Origin of the sequence: Streptomyces sp. S3(2020) (assembly GCF_013044505.1) — a bacterium.
Lineage (GTDB): Bacteria > Actinomycetota > Actinomycetes > Streptomycetales > Streptomycetaceae > Streptomyces.
On the sequence record NZ_JABERD010000263.1, the window covers coordinates 1 to 11793 of the forward strand.

At 70.9% G+C, this 11793-nt stretch carries 11 protein-coding genes and 2 pseudogenes; 6 read left to right on the forward strand and 7 right to left on the reverse strand.

Going from position 1 to position 11793, the window contains the following annotated elements:
• Positions 1–100: 100 nt before the first annotated feature.
• Positions 101–1204: pseudogene (locus HLK59_RS43615) on the reverse strand (sigma-70 family RNA polymerase sigma factor); the annotation flags it as partial.
• Between the two features lie 271 nt (positions 1205–1475).
• Here HLK59_RS43615 and HLK59_RS43620 point away from each other — a divergent pair.
• Positions 1476–2609, forward strand: coding sequence for a serine hydrolase domain-containing protein (locus HLK59_RS43620; RefSeq protein ID WP_171147220.1), 1134 nt, complete (start codon positions 1476–1478; stop codon positions 2607–2609).
• On the opposite strand, the gene HLK59_RS43625 is transcribed toward HLK59_RS43620, so the two are convergent.
• Positions 2602–3117, reverse strand: a complete 516-nt coding sequence (locus tag HLK59_RS43625) for a hypothetical protein (protein ID WP_171147221.1) — start codon at positions 3115–3117, stop codon at positions 2602–2604. The genes HLK59_RS43620 and HLK59_RS43625 overlap by 8 nt on opposite strands.
• A gap of 96 nt (positions 3118–3213) precedes the next feature.
• On the opposite strand from HLK59_RS43625, the gene HLK59_RS52530 reads away from it, so the two are divergent.
• Positions 3214–3552, forward strand: a complete 339-nt coding sequence (locus tag HLK59_RS52530; protein ID WP_171147222.1) for a hypothetical protein — start codon at positions 3214–3216, stop codon at positions 3550–3552.
• Positions 3553–3636: 84 nt separating this feature from the next.
• Here HLK59_RS52530 and HLK59_RS43635 read toward each other — a convergent pair whose 3' ends face one another.
• From HLK59_RS43635 to HLK59_RS43655, 5 genes are all read right to left on the reverse strand, one after another.
• Complete coding sequence (locus HLK59_RS43635) at positions 3637–4128, reverse strand: RNA polymerase sigma factor (RefSeq protein WP_171147223.1); 492 nt, start codon at positions 4126–4128, stop codon at positions 3637–3639.
• Entirely contained in the window at positions 4125–4772 is a 648-nt protein-coding gene (locus tag HLK59_RS43640; RefSeq protein ID WP_171147224.1) for a class F sortase, read from the reverse strand. The genes HLK59_RS43635 and HLK59_RS43640 overlap by 4 nt, the downstream gene beginning before the upstream one ends.
• The gene (locus tag HLK59_RS43645) at positions 4769–5137 is read right to left on the reverse strand and encodes a Tat pathway signal sequence domain protein (protein WP_171147225.1); all 369 of its coding nucleotides are present in this window, start codon (positions 5135–5137) and stop codon (positions 4769–4771) included. The genes HLK59_RS43640 and HLK59_RS43645 overlap by 4 nt, the downstream gene beginning before the upstream one ends.
• A 161-nt stretch (positions 5138–5298) precedes the next feature.
• Positions 5299–6489: a spermidine/putrescine ABC transporter substrate-binding protein gene (locus HLK59_RS43650; RefSeq protein WP_171147226.1), complete on the reverse strand. Its 1191-nt coding sequence runs from the start codon at positions 6487–6489 to the stop codon at positions 5299–5301.
• Between the two features lie 166 nt (positions 6490–6655).
• Positions 6656–8095 (reverse strand): gamma-aminobutyraldehyde dehydrogenase, encoded by a 1440-nt coding sequence (locus HLK59_RS43655; protein WP_171147227.1) that lies wholly within the window; start codon positions 8093–8095, stop codon positions 6656–6658.
• 171 nt (positions 8096–8266) lie between these two features.
• Between HLK59_RS43655 and HLK59_RS43660 the strand changes: the two genes are divergently transcribed.
• The 4 genes and pseudogenes from HLK59_RS43660 to HLK59_RS43675 form a co-directional block, all read left to right on the forward strand.
• Positions 8267–8782, forward strand: a complete 516-nt coding sequence (locus tag HLK59_RS43660) for an Lrp/AsnC family transcriptional regulator (RefSeq protein ID WP_046261928.1) — start codon at positions 8267–8269, stop codon at positions 8780–8782.
• Between the two features lie 19 nt (positions 8783–8801).
• Positions 8802–10166 (forward strand): aspartate aminotransferase family protein, encoded by a 1365-nt coding sequence (locus tag HLK59_RS43665; RefSeq protein WP_171147228.1) that lies wholly within the window; start codon positions 8802–8804, stop codon positions 10164–10166.
• 185 nt (positions 10167–10351) lie between these two features.
• Positions 10352–11092 (forward strand): ATP-binding cassette domain-containing protein, encoded by a 741-nt coding sequence (locus HLK59_RS43670; RefSeq protein ID WP_171147229.1) that lies wholly within the window; start codon positions 10352–10354, stop codon positions 11090–11092.
• Positions 11074–11793, forward strand: a pseudogene (locus HLK59_RS43675) (hypothetical protein); the annotation flags it as partial. The gene HLK59_RS43670 and the pseudogene HLK59_RS43675, both read left to right, overlap by 19 nt.

The window sequence follows — 11793 nt, forward strand, 5'->3', positions numbered from 1 at the left end:
TCGGTCTGGCGGCTTGTTTTGTTTTTTATGTAAAAGGTACGCGCGCCCTCGGTATCACCACTTGCCCCTTCGCCGGCAGCGTCAGAGGATGAGAGGAGCCAGGGTCGGCGGCGGGGTCGGGGGCCTGGTCCACGGCGTCGACGACCGTGCCGTAGAGATCGACCTTCCGCTGCGAGGGGGTGGGGGACGGCGAGGGGGTCGCCACAGCCGACGGCGAGACCGTCACCGGCGGTCGGGCCGTGCTCGCCGCCGTGGGTCCCGCGACCACGCGCGGCGGCGGCTCGTCCGGCGTCTGTGTGACCACGTACGCGCCGCCCGCCACGATCGTCGCCCCCGCCGTCACCGCGACGACGGGCTGGGTGAGGGCGGCCATCGCCTTGGCGGACCAGCCGGCGGACGTGGCCGCGGCGGTGGCGGTGGCGGCCGCCGCCGTCTTGCCGCCGAAGGCCAGGGAGAGGGTGAAGCCGACGGGGACCGGGACGAGGGCGATGCCGACGAGAAGGCGTTCCGCGGGTACGACGGCCTCGCGGGTGTCCCCGCAGTAGCCGCAGCCCCGGATGTGCCGGGCCAGCCGCTTGCGCCAGACGGAGTCGGGCCGCCCGTTCCAGCGTCCGGTCAGCTCACGCAGGTCGGGGCAGGCGCCGTCGAGGGCCCGCACGATGCCGCGCGCGGTCTCCACGCGCTCCTTCAGCCGCTGGACGCGCACCGCCGCGTGCTGTCTGTTGATGCCGGCGGCGGCCGCCAGCTCGCGCCGGGTCAGCTCGCCCGCGACCTCCAGCCACCAGAGCGACAGCAGCTGCCGGTCCTCGTCGTCGAGCCACCGCACCGCCTCCGCGACCTCACGCCGCTGCCCCTCCAACTGGAGCCTGAGGACGGTGAGTTCGGCGAAGTCGGCGGCGTCGCCCGCGGCGGCCTCGTCGAGCGGGGCGGGGGCCGTGCGGCGCCGGGCCCGGTCGCGTATCTGGCGCATGGCGATGGCGACCAGCCAGGACCGGAAGCTGTCCGGGTCGCGCAGCGAACCGAGGTTGCCGACGGCCCGCAGCATGGTCTCCTGGACGACGTCGTCGACGTCGGCGTGGCCGTTCAGGGCGCGGCCGACGATGTTGTAGACCAACGGCAGCCAGCCCGCGACCAGATCGTCCAGCGCCTTCCGGTCACCGGCCTGCGCGGCCGCGATGGTGTCGCGCCATTGCCGCGTGTCCACGTCGTTCCGTCCCTCGGTTCGGTTCTGCACGCACCCTCTCAGGCGGCCCCGGGGTCATGGCTATGCCGGAGATCACAGCGTGGAGACGGAGTGAAGGACTCCGCGATAACAGTTTTTCGCTCCCCTAGGGGCTTCCCCCGGCAACTCCCCTACACATATGGGTAGTTGACCCATGGCCACTCAGGGTTCGGCGCCCTCCTCACCGACGATCCGGGAACAGCCGCAGCGGCTCAGGATGATCACAGACACCCACACCCCCTGGAGTTGCCGCATGCGCCCCCTCAGCCGCAGAACCGTCCTCGCCGGCTCCCTCGCCCTCGCCCTCACGCTCGGCACCGGCCCCCTCGCCGCCACAGCCACCGCCTCCGCTTCCGCGCGCAGCGCCTCCGCTCCGGACGCCGAGGCGCTGCGCGCCGCGATCGCCGGGCTCCCGAACGCGGACGCGACCGCCGCGCTCGTGCGGGTCGGCGGGCACGAGGCCTGGCGCGGCAGCTCCGGCGTGCACGACCTGGCGAGCGGCCGGGCGGCGGACCCGGACGGGCGGTTCCGGGCGGGTTCGACGACGAAGGTGGTGACGGCGGCGGTCGTGCTCCAGCTCGCGGCGGAGCGCCGGATCGACCTGGACACGCCCGTACAGCACTACCTCCCGGGTCTGCTGAGCTCCGACTTCCTGCCCGTCTCCGTACGACAGCTGCTGAACCACACGAGCGGCATCAAGGCGGGAGACGGTTTCGACGACCCGTACGCGCACCGCTTCGAGACCCTGCCCCCGGCGCGGGTCGTGGCGTCGGCGGTGGCGAAGGGCCCGGAGTTCGACCCGGGTCGGCAGCAGCACTACCTGAACATCAACTACACGGTCCTCGGCATGCTCGTCGAGAAGGTGACGGGCCGGTCGTACGCCTCCGAGGCCACCCGGCGCGTCCTGCGCCCGGCCGGGATGCGGAACACGTACTTCCCCGGCACCGATCCGCGTATCCACGGCCCGCACAACCACGGCTACATGAACAGGCGGCAGCCGGACGGGACGACGCAGCTCGTCGACGTCACCGAGTGGAACCAGGCGGACCGCTGGGCGGCCGGCGACATGATCTCCACGACCAGGGACCTGGAGCGGCTGATCACCGCGCTGTTCGGGGGCCGGATCGTGCCGGGACCGCAGTTGGAGGAGATGTTCACGGTCCCGGCGGACATCGAGGGCGCGTCCTACAGCGCCGGGCTCCAGCTGTGGGAGTACGGGGGCGAGGAGTACTGGTTCAAGTCCGGGGCGCGGTACGGCTACAGCACCGCGATCGCCGCGACCCGCGATCTGAGCCGCACGCTGGTCTACTCGGTCAACTCCACGGACGCGAAGGACACCACGGCGAACCCGGTCGTCACGGCGGTCGTCATGGCCGCCCTCAAGTAGCGGGCACGGCCCACGCGTTGCCCGGCGTGAGCGCCTCCAGCCGCTTGATCTTGCGCCGCACGACATACAGCGGAATCACCCCGAACACCCCGAACGACATGTCGATCACGCTCCACCAGAACGGAATCCCCCGGATCGGCCCGCAGATCAGCGCGAGCGGGACGATCCCGGCGCAGGCGATCATCCCGAACTCCACGACCCAGACGTTGCGGACGGGGTCGCGGTACGCGCCGTAGAAGGCGACCGCGATGACGAGGTGCGCGAAGGCCAGCCAGTCGGTGCCGTAGAGGAGGAAGGGGTAGTCGGCGTCGGCGGTGTCGAGGCCCTGGCGGACCCGCACGATCCAGTCCATCAGGGGGTCGGGGGTGGGCAGGTGCCCCAACAGGTCCTCGGTCCAGCGCAGTTCGTGGACGAGGGGGAAGGCCGTGGCGCCGCTGAGCACCAGGCACACGACGAACAGGACCAACCAGGCGCGGATGCCCTTGAGCAGGGCGGCTCTGTCGCTCATGGCAGGAGCGTACGCCTGGAATTGAACATGTTCAAAATGTGTTTCGGCGGCCTCTCCCACGGCCTCTCCTACGGTTGGTCCGAAGGTGTCGGCTCCGTGGGCGTCGGCTCTGTGGCGGCGGTGGGCTCCATGGACGGCGAGGCCGAGGGGGTGCCGGGGCTGACGGGTACCGACGTGGCCGGCTCGGACGGCACGGCCGAGGGCCGCCCGCTCGAAGAGGGCACGGCCGTGGGCGGCACGGTCGAGGGCGGCCCGGCCGAAGGGCCGCTGCTCGCGGGTGGCGGTGCGAGCGGGACCGTCGGGGTCGCGGGGGCCTCGGACGCCGTCAGCCGCAGCGGCAGCAGGACGGCGGCGGCGAGACCGCAGACCACCGCGGCTCCCGCCGCCGCGCGGCCCAGCCTGCGCCGGGTCGCTCCGCTGCGGATCGCCTCGTAGCGGCCGGGAGGCGGACCGAGGTGGTCGGCGGGTGGCCGCAGAAGGATGGTGAGCGGGTCGTCCGGGTCGAGGTCCGGATCGTCGTCAGGGCGCGTGATCAAGGCTTCTCCTCAGATGGGCGCGGAGCAGTTCGCGGGCCGCGTGGAGGTCGGCCTTGACGGTTCCTTCCTTGCGTCCGGTCAGCGCGGACACCTCTCGGATCGGCATGTCAGCGTAGTAGTGGAGCAGGATCGGGACGCGCAGTCGCTCGGGCAGGGACTGGACGAGCAGCCGTACGGAGGGGTCGGCCTGCTCGTGGTACGGGCTCACGGCCGCCTCGTTGCCGGCCCGGCGCACGGCCCTGCGCTCGCGCTCCAGCTTGCGCCAGTGATCGCGGACGATGTTGGCCGCGGTGACGTAGAGGAAGCCGCGCGGTTCCTCCACGGCCGTCCAGCGCGCCCACAGCCGGGTGAAGGCCTCCGAGGCGATCTCGTGGGCCGTCTCGTCGTCGTCGACGAGCCGGCGGCACCAGCCGGCGAGGCGGGGGTAGAGGGCGGCGAACAGTTCGGACGCCGCCCTCTCTCGGGACCGTTTCAACGTTCTCCCGCAGAGGTGGACGCGGCGAAGACGATCACGTTGTCGCGGTACCCGGCACCGGTCCGGGGTCCGCCGCAGGTGATGAGACGCAGTTCGGGCCGGTCGACGTTCCCGTACACGGCCCCGGCCGGGAAGTCGGCCTTGTCGACCGTACGGACCTCGGTGACGGCGAAGGCCGCCGTGCCGCCGTTCTCCAGGCGCACCTCGACACGGTCACCCCGGCGCAGTTCCCCCAGCCGCCGGAAGACCCCGTCGCCGTACGAGCCGACCGTCACATGGCCGAGGAGCACCGACGGACCGGTCTGCCCCGGCGTCGGCGAGTGCTCGTACCAGCCGGCCCGGTCGTGCGCGGTGACAGGAGGCACCTGCACGGTGCCGTCCGGGGCCAGCCCCAGCCGCATGACGGGGGTGTCGACCCCGATCTCCGGTATCCGCAGCCGCACGGGGACCGAGGAACCGCTGTGCGGAGTCGACGGCTTGGCGGAGGACGGTGTACGGGAGGACGGCGTACGGGAGGACGGCGTACGGGAGGCGCCGTCGCTCTCCGCGGCGGTCCTCCCGCTCGTGGCCCCCGGGCCGCCGCACCCCGTGAGCAGCGTGGTCAGCGCCGCCGCGGTGAAGGCGCGCCTGGAGAGCGGGCTCACGCGCCGGTCGCCCGCCGACGCCGTACGAGGAGGACGGCCCCGCCGCCCAGCACGACGGCCGAGGCGGCGCCCCCGCCGACCAGCGCGCCCGAGCCGCCCGACCCGGACGAGGCCACACCGGTGTCGGGCGCCCCGCTGGGCACGACGGAGACCTGGTCCGACGGCCCGGTCGGCGCCTCGGTCGGGGCCGCGCTCGGGACGGCGGAGGCGTCCGGCGCCTCGCTCGGTACAGGTGAGGCGCTCGGGACGGTGGTGGCGCTCGGGACGGGGCTCGGGGTCGCGGTCTCGTCGGCGAACGCGGGGACCGCGCCCGCCAGTACGGCGGTGCACGCGAGGACCAGGGCACTGAGGCCGGTTCGGCGCATCAATCGCTCTCTTTCGTCGGTCCGCCCGCGGGGTGCGGGGCGGATCGTGCGGAGAGACGAGGCAGCGACACGGCAGGTTGTAAAGAGATGGCAAAGCCGTCGGAGAGGTTGGCTGCACCCGGACTGGTGGGCTGCCGCCGGACTGGTGGGCTGCCCCCGGACTACAACCCCACGATGGCGTTCCACCGCTTCGCGAACCCCACCCGCTCCTTCGCCGTGATGTCCCGCGCGATCACGAGCCGCTCGCGCATCTCGTCGTCGGGGAAGATCAGCGGGTTCTCGGCGAGTTCCGCGGTGTCCTTGTCGTCGGACGCGGCGAGGATCTCCCGGGCCGCCGGGACCGGGCAGACGTAGTTGACCCACGCGGCGAGCTCGGCGGCGACCTCGGGATCGTAGTAGTAGTCGATCAGCCGCTCGGCGTTGGCCTTGTGCAGGGCCCGGTCGGGGATCATCAGGGAGTCCGACCAGAGCTCCGCGCCCTCCTCGGGGACGACGAAGCGGATGTCGGGGTTGTCGGCCTGGAGCTGGATGACATCGCCGGAGTACGCCTGACAGGCCAGGACGTCTCCGGTGACGAGGTCCTTGGTGTAGTCGTTGCCGGTGAAGCGGCGGATCTGGCCGCTGCGGACATGGCGCTCGACCTGGTCGCAGACCTTGTCGAAGTCGGCCGCCTTCCACTTCCTGATGTCGACACCGTTGCCCTGCATGAGCAGCGCGAACGCCTCGTCGAGCCCGGAGAGCAGGGTCACCCGGCCCTTGAGATCGCTCGCCCAGAGATCGTCGACGCTACGGATCTCGCGGCCCAGCCTGCGGCGGTCGTACGCGATGCCGGTGATGCCCGACTGCCACGGCACCGTGAACTTGCGGCCCGGGTCGAAGGCGGGCGACCTCAGCAGCGGGTCCAGGTACTTCGTGACGTTCGGCTGGTTCGCGCGGTCCATCTCCTGGACCCAGCCGAGCCGGACGAACCGGGCGCACATCCAGTCGCTGATGACGATCAGATCGCGGTCGGTCTGCTGGTGGTTCATCAGCGCCGGGCTGATCTTGCCGAAGAACTCGTCGTTGTCGTTGATCTCCTCGACGTAGTCGACGGTGATCCCCGTCTTCTTCTCGAAGGCGTCCAGCGTCGGCCGCTTCGTCGAGTCGTCGTCGTCCGTGTCGATGTAGAGCGGCCAGTTCGCCCACGTCAGGCGCTTGTCGGTGGCCGACCGGTCGGCGACGGCACGGTCACCGGCGGACACGTACGCGGCGGGCACCCCGCACCCGGCGAGGGCGCCCAGCGCCGCGCCACCGCCGAGTGCGCGCAGCAGGGAGCGACGGGTGAGCTGGGGCTTCTGCAGTGGGAGGGCCATTCCGGCAGCATGCCGCGCGCACCTGTGGCCGGACAATCGACGCTGCGTCGAGCCGTGCGACAGGTAACGGACACCCTGTCGATCAGCCGCCGGGGAGCGGGGACGGAACAGCGCGGCCCCGGACGGTTCTCGAACCGTCCGGGGCCGCAACGCCGCAGAGGAAGTGCTACGCGTCCAACGACGTCATCACGTGCTTGATCCGCGTGTAGTCGTCGAACCCGTACCCCGACAGGTCCTTGCCGTAGCCGGACTTCTTGAAGCCTCCGTGCGGCATCTCCGCCACCAGCGGGATGTGCGTGTTGATCCACACGCACCCGAAGTCCAGCTTCTTCGACATCCGCATGGCCCGCCCGTGGTCCTTGGTCCACACGGACGAGGCCAGCGCGTAGTCGACCCCGTTGGCCCACTCGACGGCCTGGTCCTCGTCGGAGAAGGACTGGACGGTGATGACCGGCCCGAAGACCTCGTTCTGGATGATCTCGTCGTCCTGCTTCAGCCCGGACACGACGGTCGGCGCGTAGAAGTACCCCTTGTCCCCGACCCGGTGCCCACCGGCCTCGACCTTCGCGTGGGCCGGCAGCCGCTCGACGAACCCGGAGACCTGCTTCAGCTGGTTCGGGTTGTTGAGCGGGCCGAACAGCACGTCCTCGTCGTCCGGCTGCCCCGTCTTCGTCTCGGCGGCGGCCTTCGCGAGCGCCTGCACGAACTCGTCGTGGATGCCCTCCTGCACGAGGACGCGCGTCGCGGCCGTACAGTCCTGCCCGGCGTTGAAGAAGCCCGCGACGGAGATGTCCTCGACGGCCTTGGCGATGTCGGTGTCGTCGAACACCACGACCGGCGCCTTGCCGCCGAGCTCCAGGTGCACCCGCTTGAGGTCCTTGGACGCGGACTCGGCGACGGACATGCCCGCACGCACGGACCCGGTGATGGAGGCCATCGCGGGGGTCGGGTGCTCGACCATGAGCCGGCCGGTGTCGCGGTCGCCGGTGACGACGTTGAAGACACCCTTGGGCAGGATCGAGCCGATGATCTCGGCCATGAGGACCGTCGAGGCCGGCGTGGTGTCCGAGGGCTTCAGCACGACCGTGTTGCCGGCCGCGATCGCCGGCGCGAACTTCCACACGGCCATCATCATCGGGTAGTTCCACGGCGCGACCTGCGCGCAGACACCGACCGGCTCGCGGCGGATGATCGAGGTCATCCCCTCCATGTACTCACCGGCCGAACGGCCTTCGAGCATGCGGGCCGCACCGGCGAAGAACCGGATCTGGTCCACCATCGGCGGAATCTCCTCGGACCGCGTGAGCCCGATCGGCTTGCCGGTGTTCTCCACCTCGGCCGCGATGAGTTCCTCGGCGCGCTCCTCGAAGGCGTCGGCGATCTTCAGGAGGGCCTTCTGGCGCTCGGCGGGGGTCGCGTCGCGCCACCCGGGGAAGGCGGCGGCGGCCGCGCCCATCGCGGCGTCGACGTCGGCCGCCCCGGACAGCGGCGCGGTGGCGTAGGCCTCGCCCGTCGCGGGATTGACCACCTCGGTGGTCCGTCCGTCAGCGGCGTCCCGGAACTCACCATCGATGTAGTTGCGCAGACGACGCAGTTCGGTGCTCACTGGCCGGCCTCCTGTGTCGGGTCGAACTGTCCATTGGTTGAGACACCCACCCTAATCACCTCACCCACGTTTTCAACACCCCTGATCGCACTGTGGCTGCGAAATCCGCAGCACTAACTCCCGTAAACAACGAATTTCATTGCTGTGGCCTTGCGAAACCATCGAGACGTCGTGCACAGTGAGGTCGTGGCCAGTCGAAGCGCAGAGCACAGGGACTCCCGCGAGTCCAGGAACGGCACTCCTCATCTGGATGCCGTCTCCCTCGCCATCATCGAACAGCTCCAGGAGGACGGCCGCCGGCCGTACGCCGCGATCGGCAAGGCCGTCGGCCTCTCCGAGGCGGCCGTGCGCCAGCGCGTCCAGAAGCTGCTCGACCAGGGCGTGATGCAGATCGTCGCCGTCACGGACCCGCTCACCGTGGGATTCCGGCGCCAGGCGATGGTCGGTATCCACGTCGAGGGCGATGTGGAGTCCGTGGCCGACGCGCTGACCTCCATGGCCGAGTGCGAGTACGTGGTGATGACCGCGGGCTCCTTCGACCTGATGGTGGAGATCGTCTGCGAGGACGACGACCACCTCCTGGAGGTCATCAACCGACGTATCCGCGCCATCCCCGGCGTGCGCTCCACCGAGAGCTTCGTTTATCTGAAGCTCAAGAAGCAGACCTACATGTGGGGAACCCGATAACCGTGAGGACCCGATAACCGTGAGCTCCAAGGACCTCAGCCAGACCGCGTACGACCACCTGTGGATGCACTTCACCCGCATGTCCTCGTACGAGAACTCCCCGGTCCCCACCATCGTCCGGGGCGAGGGCACCTACATCTACGACGACAAGGGCAAGCGCTACCTCGACGGTCTCGCGGGCCTGTTCGTGGTCCAGGCCGGCCACGGCCGCACCGAACTCGCCGAGACCGCCTTCAAGCAGGCGCAGGAGCTCGCGTTCTTCCCCGTGTGGTCGTACGCCCACCCGAAGGCCGTGGAACTCGCGGAGCGCCTCGCGCACGAGGCGCCGGGCGACCTCAACAAGGTCTTCTTCACCACCGGTGGCGGCGAGGCGGTCGAGACCGCCTGGAAGCTCGCCAAGCAGTACTTCAAGCTCACCGGCAAGCCGACCAAGTACAAGGTCATCTCCCGCGCGGTCGCCTACCACGGCACCCCGCAGGGCGCCCTGTCCATCACCGGCCTGCCGGCCCTCAAGGCCCCCTTCGAGCCGCTCGTCCCGGGCGCGCACAAGGTCCCGAACACCAACATCTACCGCGCCCCGATCCACGGCGACGACCCCGAGGCCTACGGCCGCTGGGCCGCCGACCAGATCGAGCAGCAGATCCTCTTCGAGGGCCCGGACACCGTCGCCGCCGTCTTCCTGGAGCCGGTGCAGAACGCCGGCGGCTGCTTCCCGCCGCCGCCCGGCTACTTCCAGCGGGTGCGCGAGATCTGCGACCAGTACGACGTGCTGCTCGTCTCGGACGAGACGATCTGCGCCTTCGGCCGCCTCGGTACGACGTTCGCCTGTGACAAGTTCGGTTACGTCCCGGACATGATCACCTGCGCCAAGGGCATGACCTCGGGCTACTCCCCGATCGGTGCCTGCGTCATCTCCGACCGCCTGGCCGAGCCGTTCTACAAGGGCGACAACACCTTCCTGCACGGCTACACCTTCGGCGGCCACCCGGTCTCCGCGGCGGTCGGCATCGCCAACCTCGACCTGTTCGAGCGCGAGGGCCTCAACCAGCACGTGCTCGACAACGAGGGCGCCTTCCGCGCGACCCTGGAGAAGCTCTACGACCTGCCGATCGTCGGCGACGTCCGCGGCAACGGCTTCTTCTACGGCATCGAGCTCGTCAAGGACAAGGCGACCAAGGAGTCCTTCACCGACGAGGAGACCGAGCGCGTCCTGTACGGCTTCCTCTCCAAGGCGCTGTACGACAACGGCCTGTACTGCCGTGCCGACGACCGCGGCGACCCGGTCGTCCAGCTCGCCCCGCCGCTGATCTCCAACCAGGAGACCTTCGACGAGATCGAGCAGATCCTGCGCGCCACGCTCACGGAGGCGTGGACCAAGCTGTAGCCCCTCCGGCGGCCCTGGGCCCGGGGTGCACCCGTCCGAGTGACAAGGGTGTGCCCCGGGCCGCGTGCTGTCCGGGGTCGTGGCCCCCGCTCCCTAGCGTGCCTGGTAACCGATCGGCCCTGTCTTCGTTCCCCCGCACGGGGGATCACTCGCAGGGAAAACGGATCAGAACGAGGTGTACGCGTATGCAGGCCCCGCCCGACAACGACGTTCTCTGGGCGCGCGCCCTGCACTTCACCTACAAGGACGGCTCCCCCGGCCTCGGCGGTGTCTCGATCGGCGTCCAGGAGGGCGAGATCCTCGCCGTCGGCGGTCCGCGCGGCAGCGGCAAGACCACGCTCCTGCACTGTCTGTCGGGTCTGGTCCCGGCCCAGCGCGGCGAGGTCTGGTTCAACAGCGTGCCGGTCCACACCATGGGCCCGATGACCCGTGAGCGCCTGCGCCGCGACCGCTTCGGCTGGATCGACCCGACGCCGGTCCTGGTCCCCGAGCTGAACGTCTGGGAGAACGCCGCGCTCCCGCTGATGCTCCGCGGCACCAGCCGCCGTCGCGCCAAGACGGCCGCCCTGGAGTGGCTGGAGCGTCTCGACATCGGCGACAAGACCCGCAGGCGCCCGCACGAACTGCACCAGGCGGAGCGCCAACGGGTCTGCATCGCGAGGGCGTTGGCCCCGGCTCCGACGGTGCTGTTCGCGGACGAACCGACGGCCCCCCTGCACCGCACGGACCGGGCCCACGTCCTGCGCACCCTGACCACCGCGGCCCGCTCGCACGGCATCACCGTGGTCCTGGCGACCCATGACGCGCAGACGGCGGCCCTGGCCGACCGTACGGTCTCGCTCCTGGACGGCCGACGGGTGAACACGGTCCACCTCCCCCCGGTCGCCGAGTCGGAAGGCCGGGCCGCGTGCTCGCTCTCCGTCTGACCCGCGGCGCCAAGCCGGCCGTACAGCTGCGCCGCCTGCTGGTGGCCATGGCGGCGGCGGGCACGGGCTTCCTCCTGCTGTGCACCCTCGGCTACGCGATCAGCCACCCGGACGACCCGGCGGGCTCGCTGCTGCGCCTGGCGTGGTGCCTGACCCCACTGGCGGCGACGGTCTACTTCGCGGTGGCGGTGGCCCGGACGGACCCCGGCACCCGCCCCCGCCCCGGCCTCGCGGCGATCGGTCTGGGCCCGGCCCGTCTGATGGCGATCTCGTCCGCGACCACGGCTCTGTCCTGCACGCTGGGCTCGATGCTGGCCCTGCTCTTCTTCCTCCATCTCCGGGGCGACCTGACGGGGATGCCCTTCGACGGCGCGGCGGCGGAGTTCCTGGCGGCGGACGCCTCCTTGCCGCTGCCCGCCGCCCTGACCCTGCTGGGCCTGGTCCCGGCGATCGCGTCGGTCTCGGTGGCCCTGGTGAACCGCCCGAAGGACAGCCGTACGGCCGCGACCCGGCGGGCCGCACGGTCGTACGGCAGGTTCGGGGCGTACGGCAGGACGGGGGCGCGGGAGACCTTCGGCGCGTACGGAAGGTTCGGCTCGCAGCTCCGGCGCGGGGGCGCGGCCGAGGATCAGCCGGCACCGGCGGACGACCCCGCCTCCGCGGAGACCCTCGCCCCGGAGAACCAGCCCCACGATCCGGAC

Excerpts from the sequence above, each read along its gene's own strand:
- HLK59_RS43620 (WP_171147220.1), top strand. The coding sequence starts at position 1,476 with ATGCGCCCCCTCAGCCGCAGAACCGTCCTCGCCGGCTCCCTCGCCCTC.
- HLK59_RS43625 (WP_171147221.1), bottom strand. The coding sequence starts at position 3,117 with ATGAGCGACAGAGCCGCCCTGCTCAAGGGCATCCGCGCCTGGTTGGTC.
- HLK59_RS43645 (WP_171147225.1), bottom strand. The coding sequence starts at position 5,137 with ATGCGCCGAACCGGCCTCAGTGCCCTGGTCCTCGCGTGCACCGCCGTA.
- HLK59_RS43650 (WP_171147226.1), bottom strand. The coding sequence starts at position 6,489 with ATGGCCCTCCCACTGCAGAAGCCCCAGCTCACCCGTCGCTCCCTGCTG.
- HLK59_RS43670 (WP_171147229.1), top strand. The coding sequence starts at position 10,352 with ATGCAGGCCCCGCCCGACAACGACGTTCTCTGGGCGCGCGCCCTGCAC.